Source organism: Serratia sp. CY27727, assembly GCF_052169275.1.
Classification (GTDB): Bacteria; Pseudomonadota; Gammaproteobacteria; order Enterobacterales; family Enterobacteriaceae; genus Serratia; species Serratia sarumanii.
In genome coordinates this window covers 1-15,518 of record NZ_JBJNLB010000016.1, presented here as the reverse complement: position 1 = coordinate 15,518, position 15,518 = coordinate 1, and the positions used below count along the sequence as shown (strand labels likewise).

At 61.7% G+C, this 15,518-nt stretch carries 13 protein-coding genes; 6 read left to right on the top strand and 7 right to left on the bottom strand.

Annotation, left to right across the window (positions count from 1 at the left end; genetic code table 11):
* The gene (locus ACJ8HB_RS23485) at nucleotides 1–1,251 is read left to right on the top strand and encodes a nucleoside permease (RefSeq protein ID WP_033636053.1); all 1,251 of its coding nucleotides are present in this window, start codon (nucleotides 1–3) and stop codon (nucleotides 1,249–1,251) included.
* 33 nt (nucleotides 1,252–1,284) lie between these two features.
* Here the strand turns inward: ACJ8HB_RS23485 and ACJ8HB_RS23480 are convergent, their stop codons facing one another.
* Nucleotides 1,285–2,217: a PfkB family carbohydrate kinase gene (locus ACJ8HB_RS23480; protein ID WP_094860195.1), complete on the bottom strand. Its 933-nt coding sequence runs from the start codon at nucleotides 2,215–2,217 to the stop codon at nucleotides 1,285–1,287.
* Complete coding sequence (locus tag ACJ8HB_RS23475) at nucleotides 2,214–3,611, bottom strand: purine-cytosine permease family protein (RefSeq protein WP_025304294.1); 1,398 nt, start codon at nucleotides 3,609–3,611, stop codon at nucleotides 2,214–2,216. Before ACJ8HB_RS23475 ends, ACJ8HB_RS23480 begins: the two co-directional genes overlap by 4 nt.
* A 658-nt stretch (nucleotides 3,612–4,269) precedes the next feature.
* Here ACJ8HB_RS23475 and ACJ8HB_RS23470 point away from each other — a divergent pair.
* Nucleotides 4,270–5,004 carry a GntR family transcriptional regulator gene (locus tag ACJ8HB_RS23470; RefSeq protein WP_047570487.1) on the top strand — a complete coding sequence of 245 codons (735 nt, stop codon included), beginning with the start codon at nucleotides 4,270–4,272 and terminating at the stop codon, nucleotides 5,002–5,004.
* Nucleotides 5,005–5,084: 80 nt separating this feature from the next.
* The gene (locus ACJ8HB_RS23465; RefSeq protein ID WP_033649077.1) at nucleotides 5,085–7,253 is read left to right on the top strand and encodes a YgiQ family radical SAM protein; all 2,169 of its coding nucleotides are present in this window, start codon (nucleotides 5,085–5,087) and stop codon (nucleotides 7,251–7,253) included.
* A 63-nt stretch (nucleotides 7,254–7,316) separates the two neighbouring features.
* Here the strand turns inward: ACJ8HB_RS23465 and ACJ8HB_RS23460 are convergent, their stop codons facing one another.
* From ACJ8HB_RS23460 to yqhD, 3 genes are all read right to left on the bottom strand, one after another.
* Nucleotides 7,317–7,922 (bottom strand): transglycosylase SLT domain-containing protein, encoded by a 606-nt coding sequence (locus tag ACJ8HB_RS23460; protein ID WP_033649078.1) that lies wholly within the window; start codon nucleotides 7,920–7,922, stop codon nucleotides 7,317–7,319.
* Nucleotides 7,923–8,064: 142 nt separating this feature from the next.
* On the bottom strand, nucleotides 8,065–8,889 hold the full coding sequence (gene dkgA / locus ACJ8HB_RS23455; protein ID WP_047570489.1) for a 2,5-didehydrogluconate reductase DkgA: 825 nt from the start codon (nucleotides 8,887–8,889) through the stop codon (nucleotides 8,065–8,067).
* Between the two features lie 287 nt (nucleotides 8,890–9,176).
* Complete coding sequence (gene yqhD, locus ACJ8HB_RS23450) at nucleotides 9,177–10,340, bottom strand: alcohol dehydrogenase (protein WP_047570491.1); 1,164 nt, start codon at nucleotides 10,338–10,340, stop codon at nucleotides 9,177–9,179.
* A 226-nt stretch (nucleotides 10,341–10,566) separates the two neighbouring features.
* Between yqhD and ACJ8HB_RS23445 the strand changes: the two genes are divergently transcribed.
* Nucleotides 10,567–11,454: an AraC family transcriptional regulator gene (locus ACJ8HB_RS23445; RefSeq protein ID WP_194243347.1), complete on the top strand. Its 888-nt coding sequence runs from the start codon at nucleotides 10,567–10,569 to the stop codon at nucleotides 11,452–11,454.
* Nucleotides 11,455–11,521: 67 nt separating this feature from the next.
* Here the strand turns inward: ACJ8HB_RS23445 and ACJ8HB_RS23440 are convergent, their stop codons facing one another.
* Nucleotides 11,522–12,184 carry a DedA family protein gene (locus tag ACJ8HB_RS23440; protein WP_033636044.1) on the bottom strand — a complete coding sequence of 221 codons (663 nt, stop codon included), beginning with the start codon at nucleotides 12,182–12,184 and terminating at the stop codon, nucleotides 11,522–11,524.
* A gap of 130 nt (nucleotides 12,185–12,314) precedes the next feature.
* A complete protein-coding gene (metC, locus tag ACJ8HB_RS23435; protein WP_047570493.1) occupies nucleotides 12,315–13,526 on the bottom strand; it encodes a cystathionine beta-lyase in 1,212 nt (403 codons plus the stop codon).
* Between the two features lie 431 nt (nucleotides 13,527–13,957).
* On the opposite strand from metC, the gene exbB reads away from it, so the two are divergent.
* Both exbB and exbD read left to right on the top strand, forming a co-directional pair.
* A complete protein-coding gene (gene exbB, locus ACJ8HB_RS23430) occupies nucleotides 13,958–14,935 on the top strand; it encodes a tol-pal system-associated acyl-CoA thioesterase (protein WP_072270421.1) in 978 nt (325 codons plus the stop codon).
* Between the two features lie 3 nt (nucleotides 14,936–14,938).
* Entirely contained in the window at nucleotides 14,939–15,361 is a 423-nt protein-coding gene (gene exbD, locus ACJ8HB_RS23425) for a TonB system transport protein ExbD (RefSeq protein ID WP_004937307.1), read from the top strand.
* Nucleotides 15,362–15,518 lie beyond the last annotated feature (157 nt).

Here is a 15,518-nt window from a genome sequence, read left to right as displayed (position 1 = left end):
ATGGCGATAAAAGCACGATTGAAGGTCATGATTTTCCTGCAGTTCTTTATCTGGGGTGCCTGGTTGGTGACGCTGGGCTCCTACATGATCAACACGCTGCATTTCAGCGGCATGCAGGTGGGGATGGTTTACAGCGCCAAAGGCATCGCCGCGCTGATCATGCCGGGGCTGGCGGGCATCATCGCCGATCGGTGGATGAAGGCCAACTACCTGTATGCGCTTTGTCACCTGCTCGGGGCGCTGGCGCTGTACTGCGCGGCGCAGGTCGAGCAGCCGATGCTGATGTTCTGGGTGATGCTGTTCAACGCCATGGTCTATATGCCGACCATCGCGCTCTCTAACGCCATTTCCTATTTTTGTCTCGAAAAGCACGGCTTTGACACGGTGAAGGACTTTCCGCCGGTGCGGGTGTACGGCACGGTGGGGTTCATTCTGGCGATGTGGCTGGTCGGCTTCAGCCGAATCGAGCTCAGCAATCTGCAGCTGTATCTGGCTTCTGCGGCGTCGCTGCTGCTGTCCGCTTATTCACTGACGCTGCCGCGCTGCCCGACCAACCGCGCGGCCGAGTCGAAGAGCTGGGTGAGCGTGCTGGGGCTGGATGCGCTGGTGCTGTTCCGCCAGCGGCGCATGGCGCTGTTTTTCCTGTTCGCCATGTTACTTGGCGCGGCGCTGCAGATAACTAATACCTTCGGCAACCCGTTCCTGCACGATCTGTCGCTCAACCCGCTGTATCAGGACAGCCTTAGCGTCCGGTATCCGGCGGTGCTGCTGTCGCTGTCGCAGATCTCCGAAGTGTTCTTTATCCTCACCATTCCCTTCTTCCTTCGCCGTTACGGCATCAAGCAGGTGATGCTGATCAGCATGGCGGCTTGGACGCTGCGCTTCCTGTTCCTGGCCTATGGCACGCCGGTCGGCTTTGGTTTCGTTCTGCTGCTGCTGTCGATGATCGTCTACGGCTGTGCGTTCGACTTCTTCAATATCTCCGGCGCCATCTTCGTCGAGAAAGAGGCCGATCGCCGCATCCGCGCCAGCGCGCAGGGGCTGTTCATGACCATGGTGAACGGTTTGGGCGCCTATCTGGGGGCGCTCGCCAGCGGCGAGGTGGTGGACTTCTTCAGCCATGACGGCGTGAAAGACTGGCAGAGCATCTGGCTGGTGTTTGCGCTGTATACGCTGGTGTTGGGGATCGTGTTCGCGTTGAGCTTCAACTATCGCCACCCGCCGCAGGAGAGTGCGGTAGCGGCGCAGTAAGACTGGGGGCGCAGCTGGCTGCGCCCTGAAACGTCAGGCCTGCGGGAAGCGCTGTTGCAACTGCTGCCGGTCCGGCGGATTGGCGGCGCCGAGGCTGGCCACCACGCAAGCGGCGACCCGGTTGGCCAGATCGACCGCCTGCGGCAGCGGCCAGCCGGCGGACAGGCCCGCCAGCAAACCGGCGCAGTGGGCATCGCCCGCGCCGATGGTGTCGACGACGTCTACCGGATAGGCGGGCACGTGCAGCGGCGGCGTGCGGCCGTCGCAGATCCACGCGCCGTCGCGATCCAGGCGGCAAATCAGCGTCAGGTTACGGGCGGCGGCATAGCGCTGCGCGGCCTCCACGGCGTCGCCGGCGCCGCACAGCGCGGCCACTTCGTCGCGGTTGAGCGTCAATAGGGTGTGGCTGTCGCTGAGCATGGCGAAGAAATCTTCGCTGAGCTGAGCGATGCGCGGGCCGGGATCGATCAGGCGCGGTTGATCGAACGGCATGCGCGTCAGCCACTCGCGTAGCGCCTCGCCGCTTTCGCCCGCCAGCTCGTAGCCGCTGGCGTAGATCAGGGTGTGCTCCGTCAGCGGCAGCGTCGCCAGCTGCGCTTTATTCCATTGGCTTTCGCAGCCGGAAACCGTGATGAAGGTGCGTTCGCCGTTCGGCTCCACCAGCGCCAGGCACCAGCCGTTGTCCATCTGGCCGTGGCGCAGCAGCACCTCCAGCCCCAGCTCGCCCATGGCGGCTTCGGCAGCCGCGCCCCATTCGCCGTTGCCAACCGGCATGCCGTTAATCACCGGCGTTTCCAGGCGCACCAGCGCGCGCGCCACGTTGAACGCGCAGCCGCCGATTTGCCGCGCCTGCGGCTGGGCTTCGATATCTTCGCCGCTGGTCGGCAGGCGCGGCAGCGTCATCACCAGATCGCCGACCGCGCCCCCAATCACCAGGACAGGTGTTACAGCTTCCCACTCACTCATTGATGTTCTCTGCGTTGGGTCAGGTACAGACCGTAAGCGATCAGACTCACCGCGAACGACACAAACAGCCCCAGGCTGGAATCGGCGAACAGGCCTTTGGCCAGCGGGCCGTCGATAAAACCGGTTTTGGTGACCAGCAGGCCGCACAGGGCGCCGAGGAACCAGCAGAACAGCGGGGCTTTGCGCACGCCGCGGTTCTGGCCATGCAGGCCGTACAAAGCGTTGCCATCATACCCGTGGCGGCGGCGCAGGCACAGGTAATCGAGCAGGAAAATCGCCTCCCAGGCCGCCAGGAAGACGCCGCAGAACACCAGGAAGGAGATGAACGGCCCCATGAAATCGCCGGAGATGAACAGCACATACAGGGCGATGCCCAACACCACCACCGCGTCGATCGATACCGCCAGCCACTGCTTGACCTGCACGCCGATGGTCAGCAGGTTAAGGCTGGCGGAATACAGGCTGAGCACCGCGATGGTGACGATGCCGGCGGTGGCGGCCAGCAGATAAGGAATGGCCATCCAGGCGGGCAGCACCGAGCCTATCAGCGCGATGGGGTTGGCGGCGCTGGCCAGATCGGGCAGCTGCACGGAAAGCAGGATGCCGGCCAGCATCAGCAGCATCAGCGGCAAACAGGCGCCGCCCATCACCGCGGCGAAAATGCTTTTGCTCGACGAGCTCGGGCTTTGATAGCGGCTGTAATCGGCGCCGGCGATCGCCCAACTGATGCCGGTGCCGGCGGCAATCACCGATACCGCCGGCAGGAAGCCGGTCAACCAGCTGCCGGAAGGCAGCGCCAGCACCTGGCTCCACTCGGTGTTGAACAGGATATAGAGCACCACGATCAGCGTCATGGTGCCGAAGATGCGGCTGAACCAGCTTTGCATCCAGACCACGGTATTTTGCCCCAGCAGGCTGACGACGACAGTGAGCCCGCCGAACAGCAGCAGGCTGAGCGCGGTCAGCAGGTGGCTGCTACCCAACCCGAAGGCCTCGAACAGCGCCGCCAGCGTCAGGGTGCCGGTGATCACGTTGACCGCTTCCCAGCCCATCAGGTTGATCCAACTGAACAGGGTGGGCGCCACGTTGCCCTTCAGGCCGAAAATCACCCGCGAGAGCGTCAGCGTAGAGGTGCGCCCGCGCTTGCCGGCGAAGCTGGTGAGGCCGACCAGCACGAAGCTGGCGACGCCGACCAGCGCGGCGAGTACCGATTGCAGGAAGGATAAGCCGAAGCCGACGATAATGGCGCCGTACACCACGCCGAGAATGCCGATATTGGCCGCCGACCAGATCCAAAACAGCTCGATGGGCTTGCCGGTCTGTTCCGCGTCCGGCACCCGATCGATACCGGTGCTTTCTACCTTCCATGCTTCATTGCGATTGATATCGGTCATAGCAAATGATCCCTGTAGCGCAGGGCCGCGAGGGCCGCCGCAGTTGACTGAAAATCGATTCCGTTGGCGCGGTTGACGCCGGCTATTCCGTTGTCGGTGAAGACGCCGATTCCGCGCAGTGTGTAGCGGCTGAGACCGCCGGGTCTGTCAAAGTGAGGGCGGTATCCGCCTTATCGGGTGAGGCACGTCGGCCGCACGGCGCCAATGAGTGTAGTCAAAGAGTGGGTCTGCAGCGGGGTTTGGCGAAGCGGGAACGTTTCTATTTGCCGACATCGATCCGTTGCGCCCACCGCGAGGGGATCCTGTGATGTGGCTATGAGCAGTGAGCAAGCTATCCATTAGCTACGTTGCTTATTCTCGGCCGTTTGTGCTGACAGTATATCCCCGCTACCGGCCATCAAGGGTATCCTTTAGGGCTGGCAGCGGGTTTTTTATTGTTTTTAAAGTGGGTCCCTGGTGTTGGTGCGATTGATGTATCAACATCAATAAGCACAGATTACGCGCGATCTAGATCCAATGAAAGTCCATTAGGCAAAAATTGTGATGCCACTCTGAAAACATTAGCGATATTTTAGTTAAGGTGAGGGGCTTATCGCCGGATCGGCGATAGGATAAAAAACGAAATCCAGACAAATGGCATAGGTAAGAGGGCGGGCGAATGACGGATTTTATGGCCTGGCTGCGTGGCCATCTGGCGCAGGGGGCGGTAGCGCCGCGTTATATTCAGCTGGCGATGGCGATAGAAACCGCAATCAGGCAGCAGGTGCTGGCGGCGGAGGCGTTTTTGCCGCCCGAACGGCAGATGGCTGAAGGCCTGGCGCTGTCGCGCGTCACCGTCAGCAAGGCGATGAAACTGCTGGAGGAGAAGGGGCTGATTTTGCGACAGCAGGGCGTTGGCACCCGCGTGGCGATGCACATTGGCTATTCCCTCGATAAGGACAGCGGTTTCACCGCTCAGGCGCTGCGTCACGGCAGCAGCGTCAGCAATCGATGGCTGCTGCGCGCCCGGGTCGGCGCGCCGGCCAAGGCCGCGGCGGCGCTGGGGCTGACGGAAGGGGATGAGGTGGTCAAACTGCGGCGTTTGCGCTTGCTGAACGGCAGCCCGGTCTCGCTGGAAACCACCTATATTCCGCCGCGCTTCCTGCCCGAACCGGGGCAGCTGGAACATTCGCTGTATGCGTTATGGCAATCGCGCGGCATCGTGCCCGAAGATAAACACTTTCTGCTGAAGGCGGTATCCTGCAGCGACGAGGTTGCCGAGCTGCTCAACGTGCCGTGCGGCGCGCCGTTGTTGCACATCACCCAGACCAGCCGCAATGCCCAGGGTGAGGCGCTGGAGTTCAGCGATATCTTGTGCCGCAGCGACGTTTATGAATTCGAAGTGAACGGTTAGCGAAATAACCATGCTCTTTTTGCAGCTAGTGCGTATAATCGCCGCCCGGCGATTAATTAACCTGTAAAAAGAGCAGCAGAATGAGCACCACCAGCCTGATCCAACCCGATCGTGAACTGTTTTCCTATAAGCCTTATTGGGCGGAATGTTTTGGCACCGCGCCGTTTTTACCGATGTCGCGAGCAGAGATGGATCAACTGGGCTGGGACAGCTGCGATGTGATCATCATCAGCGGCGACGCCTATGTCGATCACCCGAGCTTCGGCATGGCGATCATCGGCCGCATGCTGGAAGCGCAGGGCTTCCGCGTCGGCATCATCGCGCAGCCGGACTGGAGCAACAAAGAAGACTTCATGCGGTTGGGGAAACCGAACCTGTTCTTCGGCATCACCGCCGGCAACATGGACTCGATGATCAACCGCTATACCGCCGATCGCAAACTGCGCCACGACGATGCCTACACCGCCGGCAACGTCGGCGGCAAGCGCCCGGATCGCGCCACCCTGGTCTACAGCCAGCGCTGTAAAGAAGCCTACAAAGACGTGCCGATCGTGCTGGGCGGCATCGAAGCCAGCCTGCGCCGCATCGCCCACTACGATTACTGGTCGGATACCGTGCGCCGCTCGGTGCTGGTGGATTCCAAGGCCGACATGCTGATCTACGGCAACGGTGAACGCCCGCTGGTGGAAGTGGCGCATCGCCTGGCCGCCGGTGAGAAGATTGGCGACATCCACGATATTCGCAATACCGCCGTAATGCGCAAAGAAGCGCTGCCGGGCTGGAGCGGCGTGGATTCCACCCGCCTCGACAAGCCGGGCCGCATCGAACCTATCCCGAACCCGTACGGCGACGATCTGCCGTGCGCCGACGGCGCCAAGCCGAAAGAGCCGGAAGCCAAGCCTGTCACCGTGCGCGCCGCCAAGCCGAAGCCGTGGGAGAAGACCTATGTGCTGCTGCCGTCCTTCGAGAAAGTGAAGGGCGACAAGGTGCTGTATGCGCACACCTCGCGCATTCTGCACCATGAAACCAACCCGGGCTGCGCCCGTGCGCTGATGCAGAAACACGGCGACCGCTACGTGTGGATCAACCCGCCGGCGATCCCGCTGACCACGCCGGAGATGGACAGCGTCTTCGCGCTGCCTTATCAGCGCGTGCCGCACCCGTCCTACGGCCAGGATCGCATTCCGGCCTATGACATGATCCGTTTCTCGGTGAATATCATGCGCGGCTGCTACGGCGGCTGCTCGTTCTGTTCGATCACCGAGCATGAAGGGCGCATCATCCAGAGCCGTTCGGAAGATTCGATCGTTCGCGAAATCGAAGAGATCCGCGACAAGGTGCCGGGCTTTACCGGCGTGATCTCCGATCTCGGCGGCCCGACCGCCAACATGTATATGCTGCGCTGCACCAACCCGCGCGCCGAGCAGACCTGCCGCCGCGCCTCGTGCGTGTATCCGGAGATCTGCACCTACATGGACACCAACCACGAGCCGACCATCAAGCTGTATCGCCGCGCGCGTTCGCTGGAGGGCATCAAGAAGATCCTGATCGCCTCCGGGGTACGTTACGATCTGGCGGTGGAAGATCCGCGTTATATCAAGGAGCTGGCGACCCACCACGTCGGCGGCTACCTGAAGATCGCGCCGGAGCACACCGAAGAAGGGCCGCTGTCGAAGATGATGAAGCCGGGCATGGGCAGCTACGATCGCTTCAAGCAGCTGTTTGATCACTATTCGAAGCAGGCGGGCAAAGAGCAGTACCTGATCCCGTACTTCATCTCGTCGCATCCGGGCACCCGCGACGAAGACATGGTGAACCTGGCGCTGTGGCTGAAGAAGAACCGTTTCCGCCTCGATCAGGTGCAGAACTTCTATCCTTCGCCGATGGCCAACTCCACCACCATGTATTACAGCGGCAAAAACCCGCTGAGCAAGGTGGGGTACAAGAGCGAAGACGTGGTGGTGCCGCGCGGCGATCGCCAGCGCCGCCTGCACAAGGCGCTGCTGCGTTACCACGATCCGGCCAACTGGGCGCTGATCCGCGCCGCGCTGGAAGAGATGGGGCTGAAGCACCTGATCGGCAGCCGCCGCGAGTGTCTGGTGCCGGCGCCGAGCATCGACGAGCAGCGCGAAGCGAAACGCCTGCAGCGCCATACCCGGCCGGCGCTGACCAAACATACCGATATCAATCGGCAGCGCACGCCGTCCAACCGGCCGCCACGCAAACCGATTCGCAAAGCCAAGCCGTAACGGCCACGCCGCGGGCGCAAACAAAAAGGAGAACCCTCGGGTTCTCCTTTTTACTTTTACTCATCACAGCCGATCGTAGGCGGCTTCCACTTTCATCAAATGGCGCGGCGCCTGCGGAGCGGGATGGTATTTGCGCACGTGCCAGTTAAAGGCTTCCGGCGACAGGTTGTTGATCATCGCGATGGCCTGCTGGCGGTTGCTGGAGAAGGTGCGCAGCAGCGCGCCGGTGCCGTTGACGTAGGCGATGATGGTGGCGTAGCGCAGCGTAACTGGATTGGCGATCCCTTTAAGCTGTTGTTTTTGCAAGGTGGCCAGATAGGCGGCGCCGAGATCGATATTGGTGTCGGGATCCAGCAGATCGTCATCGTCCGGGCAACCTCGTTTGCCTTTGTAACGATAGGCGTCGCAGCCGGCGGTATCGGCTTTCAGCTGCATCAGGCCGATCGCATTGGATCTGCTCACTGCGGCGGGGTTGAAACCGGACTCCACCTGGATCATGGCGGTGATCAGCTTGGCGTCTACGCCGTATTCGCTGGCGGCGTCTTTAATGGCGCTGTCGAAGGCGTGGCGATCGTAGCTGACGCGCTGTTTCTTGCCGGCGCAACCCGCCAGCACCAGCATGATGCAAAGCATGCCCAGCCGTGACCCGTGTGAGAAAGAGAATTTCATGGTGCTCCGTGCTTGTCTGTTTTTTAACGGTATTAACCGGCGGGCGGAGCCTCCGGCGTCGTCATCATAACGTCAGGCGGCGCAAGGGAGCAATGTGCGGAAAGGAAAAGCCCCCTCCGACGGGAGAGGGCTTGGGGAGGACTTACAGGGTATCCGGGTCCGGCCCGAGGCGGTTGCCGATGTCCAGCTTGGCGATCTCGCCCAGTTCGTCCTTATCGAGTTTGAAATCAAACACCTCGAAGTTTTCGCGGATGCGCGACGGCGTGACCGATTTCGGGATCACGATAAGGCCGCTGTCCAGGTGCCAGCGCACCACGATCTGCGCCGGGGTTTTCTCGTATTTTTCGGCCAGCGCCTTGATCAGCGGCTGGTCGAACACCCCTTCACCGCCCTGCGCCAGCGGGCTCCAGGATTCGGTGGCGATGTGGTGCGTGGCGTTCCAGGCGCGCAGCTGGCGCTGTTGCAGCAGCGGATGCAGCTCTATCTGGTTGACGACCGGCGCCACGTTGGTTTCATCCAGCAGGCGCTGCAGGTGCGGCGTATGGAAGTTGCATACGCCGATGCTTTTCACCAGGCCTTGATCGCGCAGTTTGATCAGTTCGCGCCAGGCGGAGACGTATTGATCCTGCTGCGGGCGCGGCCAGTGGATCAGGTACAGATCCACATAGTCCAGCTTGAGTTTTTCCAAACTGGTTTCCAGCGCCGCCAGCGGATCGCCCTGATCGTCGTTCCACAGCTTGGTGGTGATGAACAGGTCGCTGCGCGGCAGCGCGCTGGACTGCAGCGCGGCGCCGACGCCTTCCTCGTTTTTGTAGATCGCGGCGGTGTCGATGGAGCGGTAACCGATCTCCAGCGCTTTGCTCACCGCGCGGGTGGTCTCTTCAATACTCGCCTGCCAAACGCCGAGACCCAACTGCGGCATCAGATTACCATCGTGGAGTTTGATGATGGGTTGTTGCGTTGTCATGCGCATCTCCTTGTGTACGGATTGCGGCGCCTGCGGCACCGAAACGGCTATAGATAAATTCTAGTTGGCAAAGTGGGCGGTTGCCGGGTTTGCCAGCCTAATTTCAGCGGTGGCGGGAGGGCGATTTTCTCGCCGCTCTCCCTGCGAATGAGCGGTAAGACGGGTGGTGCGAAACGATCGGCGGCGCGCTGAGGCCCCTGACGGCGCCCGGTGATCGGCCGGGCGCCGGATGCGGCGAAAAATGGCTGGCGGAGACTAAAGCCTAGCAAAAAATCGCCGTTTTGCGATTAACGCGCCGCTTCATAAATGCGGCGGCTGACGTCCAGGGTAATGTCCTGATGCTCTCCCAGGGCGGTCATGCCGTGCTGATGCAGCTTGTCGAGCAGCGCCGGAATGCTGCTGCCGTCGAGCTGATAATCCGCCATGCGGGTCGGTACGCCCATCAGCTCGAAGAAGGCGCGAGTGGCGGCGATGGCGCCGTCGATGCGGCTGTCTTCGCTGCCTTCGCGCAGGCCCCAAACGCGGTCAGCGTACTGCAGCAGTTTTGCGCGCTTCTGCGCTTTCTTCTCGTGCAGCAGCGCCGGCAGCACGATGGCCAGCGTTTGCGCGTGGTCGAGATCGTGCATGGCGGTCAGCTCGTGGCCCAGCATGTGGGTTGCCCAGTCCTGCGGCACCCCGGCGCCGATCAGGCCGTTCAGCGCCATGGTGGCGCTCCACATCACGTTGGCGCGCACCGCATAGTTTTCCGGTTCGGCCAGCGCGCGCGGGCCGTCTTCCAGCAGGGTCAGCAGCAGGCCTTCGGCGAAGCGATCCTGCACCTTGGCGTCGACCGGGTAGGTCAGATACTGCTCCAGGGTGTGCACGAAGGCGTCGACCACGCCATTGGCGATCTGGCGCGGCGGCAGCGAATAGGTCACCACCGGATCCAGCACGGCGAAGCGCGGCTGCACCAGCGGCGAGAAGAAGTGCTGCTTGTCGCCGCTGCTTTTACGGGTGATCACCGCGCCGCTGTTGGATTCGGAACCGGTGGCCGGCAGCGTCAGCACACAGCCCATCGGCACCGCGTCGGCGATGTGGCTGCCGACGGTCTGCAGGATATGCCAGGCATCACCGTCGGCGGTGTAACGGGCGGCGGCGGCGATGAACTTGGTGCCGTCAACCACCGAACCGCCGCCGACCGCCAGCAGGAAATCGATGTTTTCTGCCTTCACCACCTCGACCGCTTTCATCAGCGTTTCGTAGGTTGGGTTCGGCTCGATGCCGGAGAACTCCCGCACGTCGCGGCCGGCCAGCGCGCTATACACCTGATCCAGCACGCCGTTTTTCTTCACGCTGCCGCCACCGTAGGTGATCAGGATGCGTGCGTCCGCCGGGATCTGGCCGGCCACTTCGGCAATTTGGTCCTTGCCGAACAGGATTTTGGTTGGGGTATGCAGAATGAAGTTTTGCATGGTTGATTTCTCTCTTTCTGTCAGGCGGGCGCCAAAATGGCGCAAAGGTTTCTGGCCCGTATTGTCAGCAACCTGCCGGCAGCGCACAATGCACATTCCTGTTTGGTTCTTGCCTATTTCTACAATCCTCTGTAGGAATGGCGAATTTTAAATTATGATTTATGCCGAATCGTTCTGACTGTAAGAGGGTGTTTCCGTGATTGAAATCGATGCGCAGCGCAGCCGCATGGCGCGCCAGGCGATGGCTATCGCCACCGGCAACGGCTACACGCCGTCGCCGGTGCCGCGGGTGAAGATCCTGTATGTCGATCGCCATTGCCCGCGCCAACCGGTGATGTACGAACCGGGGATCGTCATCATCTTTCAGGGGCACAAGGTCGGCTATTGCGGCAGTAAGGTGTTCCAGTACGATCCGCGCAACTACCTGCTGATGACGGTGCCGCTGCCGTTCGAATGCGAAACCTTCGCCAGCCCGGAACTGCCGCTGGTTGGATTGGCGGTCAATATCGATACCCAAATGCTGCAGGATTTGCTGATCGACATCGGCGACGACGACTACCTGATGCAACCGCGGGCGGAGAGCAACGGGGTGAACCTGGCCGAGCTGACGGAAGCGCTGCTGTGCGCCACCGAACGCCTGCTGGACGTGATGGCCAAGCCGCTCGACGCCCGGGTGCTGGGGCCGCAGATCGTGCGCGAGATCCTTTACTACGTGCTGCGCGGTACCTGCGGCGCGTCGCTGCAGGAGTTGGTCAATCGCCATACCCACTTCAGCCAGATCGCCAAGGCGCTGCGGCGCATCGAACATCAGTATGCCGACAACCTCAACGTCGAGCAGTTGGCCGGCGAGGTCAACATGAGCGTCTCGGCGTTCCACCACAATTTCAAGGCGGTGACCAACACCTCGCCGCTGCAATACGTGAAGTCGTACCGGCTGCATAAGGCGCGCCTGCTGATGGTGCATGACGGCCTGAAGGCCAGCACCGCGGCGATCCGCGTCGGCTACGAGAGCGCGTCGCAGTTCAGCCGTGAATTCAAGCGGCTGTTCGGCATGACGCCGAGCGATGAAGTCGCCCGGCTGCGCGAGGCCAACCCGCTGCTGCTGGAGGGCTGAGCCGCGTTTACGGGGGCAGGACGATCTTGCCGGGCGCTGGTCGAGAAGGCGCTGTAGCGCGCCGGATTTAGGAAGAGGAAGCGCGCTTTTTGCGCCAGATCACCAGCATGGCGCCCAGCAGGCCGACGAACAGCAGCAGCAGCGGCAGCAGCATCAGGCCGGTCATCACCTGGCTTTCGTAGCGTTTTACCAGAGGGATTTGACTGAAAGCGTAGCCGAGGCCCACCAGCGCACAGACCCAGATCGCCGCGCTCAGCCAGTTGAACACCTGGAAGCGCGAGCTGTTGAGCCCGGAAATGCCGGCCATGGTCGGCAGCAGCGTGCGCACGAAGCCGAGGAAGCGGCCGATCAGCAGCGCCGTCAGCCCATGGCGATTGAACAGGTTGTGCGCGCGCTGGTGGTACTGCGCCGGCAGCTGCAGCAGCCAGCTCTTCACCAGGCCGGTGTGGCCCAGCCAGCGGCCCTGGATATAGCTCAGCCAGCAGCCGAGGCCGGCGGCGGCGGTCAGAATCAGCAGGGTGGGGGCAAAGCCCATCACGCCTTTGGCGATCAGCGCGCCCGACAGCAGCAGCAGGCTGTCGCCGGGGAGGAAGGAGGCGGGCAGCAGTCCGTTTTCCAAAAACAGGGTGGTGAAAAGTACGGCGTAAACCACCCAAATTACGCTTGGATCGGCGAGGGCGATAAAGTCCTGCTGCCAAAGCGCATGAATAATCTCTCGTAATACATCCATTTTATGTCCTGTTGCATGCCGGTTGCGCCCGGGGTCACGTTCTCCAGGATGCGGCGGTTACCGTATCTGACAGTTACCCGATTAGTGTACCGCTAATAGCTTAAGCCGACATTAAACAAGGCGAAGAAAATTACCGGAATCCGTCTTGGCGCACGCCGCTGAGGCGATCGAAGCCGGCCGCCAGATCGGCGATCAGGTCTTCGACGTTCTCCAGGCCGATGTGCAGGCGCACCAGCGTGCCGGAGAAATCGACGCCGCCCGCCGGACGGATCGCTTCCAGCTCTTCCGGCTGGTTGGCCAGGATCAGCGACTCGAAGCCGCCCCAGGAGTAGGCCATGCTGAAATGGCTGAAGTTGTCCAGGTAGGCGGCCAGCTGCGCATCATCCAGCCGCTCTTTCAGCACGAAGGAGAACAGCCCGTTGCAGCCGCTGAAGTCGCGGCGGTAGAACTCGTGGCCCTTGCAGCTGGGCAGGGCCGGGTGATTGACCGTCGCCACCTCCGGCCGTGCCGCCAGCCAGTTGGCGACTTCGATGCTGCTGCGCTCGTGCTGCTTCAGGCGCACGCTCAGGGTGCGCAGGCCGCGGCTCGCCATGTAGGCGGTGTCGGCATCCACCATCTGCCCCATCAGGTAGGAGTACTCGCGCAGCCGATCCCAACAGCGCGCGTTGGCGACGGCGGTGCCGAGCATGTAATCGGAATGGCCGATCAGATATTTGGTGCCGGCCTGAATCGAAATGTCGATGTCGAAATCCAGCGCCTTGAACAGCACGCCCGCCGCCCAGGTGTTGTCGATCATGATCACCACCTCCGGCGCCACGGCGCGGATGGCCTGCACCATCGCCGGGATATCCTGCACTTCCAGGGTGATGGAGCCGGGGGATTCCAGGAACACCACGCGGGTATTGGGCTGGATCAGCGTGGCGATATCGGCGCCAATTAATGGATCGAAATAGGTGGTGCTGACGTTCATGCGGCCGAGGATATGGGTGCAGAAATCCTGGGTCGGTTCGTACGCCGAGCCGGTGACCAGCAGGTGATCGCCGGCGCCGACGAACGACAGGATCGCATTGGCTACCGCCGCCGCGCCGCAGGGATACAGCACGCAGCCGGCGCCGCCCTCCAGCTCCACCATCGCATCCTGCAGCGCGAAGTGGGTCAGGGTGCCGCGTCGGCCGTAAAACAGCTCGCCGTGGGCGCGCTGCGCGGTGGCGTGTTTTTTGGCGGCGACGGAGTCGAAGACCAAAGAAGAGGCGCGTTGCGTGACGGGATTGACGGAGCCCTGGGTGTAGCGCTTGCCACGGCCGGCGCCGATCAGCGTGGTTTCGATATGTTTTGACGTCATGGTACCTGGCTCACCTCTGGTTGCTCTGCACGTGCCCGTTTGCGATAGCCCTTACGTTATCATGAGTTAATATAGCCATCCAGACGTTTTAACTTCCAGATACAGAAACGGCTATAATTGGCTGCCGACTGCGCATTTCTCGCCTCATCCTTCTGCCGAGCGGCGAGAGAGAAGCCCATTCATCGGTCGAGATGCCGTTCGGCAGCGTGGCCTTGTTGCGCCGTTGTGGGGGAAAAGTAACGAAATAATCCCATAAAAGGGGCGTTTGGCGGTGAACGGACGTGGATTGGCGCTTTGCCGCGGGGTTGGCTAAAATTTTCTCGTTTATTTGGTAAATAATAATGAGAACTACTATCAATCCCCGGTTGGTTTGATATGATCGCACGCTGAATTATTCCTTAATTTTGATCGGTAATGGGTGGAGGCACAGCGTGAAAACGGCTGGCAAGAATTTAAATCAAGGATCGTTCGGCCAAGGCCGGGCGCAGTGGGGCAAGGCCTTTGGCCGCAGCCTGATGGCTTCAATGGTGTTGGTCGTGGGGCTGGCCGGCAGCGCGCAGGCGGCGCCGGCGGCCAATCCGGCCGTTACCGAAAGCGTTGCGCCGACCGCCGCGCCTGCACCTGCAGCCGCCGCGCCGGAAAGCATCACGCCGGTGAACCCGGCGCCAACGATCCAGCCACCGGAAACCCGCGGCATGGATCTGTCCGTTTGGGGCATGTATCAGCACGCCGACGCGGTGGTGAAAGCGGTAATGATCGGCCTGGTGCTGGCCTCGATCGTGACCTGGACCATTCTGTTCTCCAAAGGCAGTGAATTGCTGCGCGCCAAACGCCGCCTGCGCCGCGAACAGCTGGCGCTGGCCGACGCGCGCTCGCTGGATGAAGCTTCCGAGCTGGCGCAAAACTTCGGCTCGCAGAGCGTCAGCGCTGTCTTGCTGAACGACGCGCAAAATGAGCTGGAGCTGTCCGCAGAGTCCAGCGACAACAACGGCATCAAAGAGCGTACCGGCTTCCGCCTTGAGCGCCGCGTGGCGGCCTACAGCCGCAACATGGGCCGCGGCAACGGTTTCCTGGCCACCATCGGCGCCATCTCGCCGTTCGTCGGCCTGTTCGGCACCGTGTGGGGCATCATGAACAGCTTCATCGGCATCGCCCATTCGCAGACCACCAACCTGGCGGTCGTGGCGCCGGGCATCGCGGAAGCGCTGCTGGCGACCGCGCTGGGCCTGGTCGCGGCGATCCCTGCCGTCGTTATCTACAACATCTTTGCCCGTGTCATCAGCGGCCATCGCGCCCAGGTGGGCGACGTGGCGGCGCAGGTCTTGCTGCTGCAGGGCCGCGATCTGGATCTGGCCGCGACGGCGGAAGCCAAGCGCTCACAGCACGCACACCAACTGCGGGCGGGGTGAGTCATGGCGATGCGCTTAAATGAAGATCTGGACGACAGCGGCGAACTGCATGAAATCAACGTGACGCCGTTTATCGACGTCATGTTGGTGCTGTTGATCATCTTTATGGTGGCCGCGCCGCTGGCAACGGTAGATATCCGCGTCGATCTGCCGGCTTCTTCCGCCAAACCGCAGCCGCGGCCGGAGAAACCGGTGTTCCTGTCGGTGAAGGCCGACAAGCAGCTCTACGTTGGCGATCAGCCGGTGAATGCCGATCAGCTGACTTCGGTGCTGGATCAACGCACTCAGGCCAACAAAGAAACCACCATCTTCTTCCAGGCGGACAAGAGCGTGGACTATGAAACGCTGATGAGCGTGATGGACACCCTGCGTAAAGCCGGCTACCTGAAAGTGGGGCTGGTGGGCATGGAAGGCGCCGCCAAGTAAGTAGCGGCAGCAAAACGATAAAGGGCGCTCAGGCGCCCTTTTTTATTGTAAGCCTTAAACCACCTCCTAAGGAGGTGGTGATTGAACCTGTGAGGCTCTAGCCTGAAGGAAACCCATGCCGGAATATTCCAGCTTACTCACCACAAGTAAGAAGGAA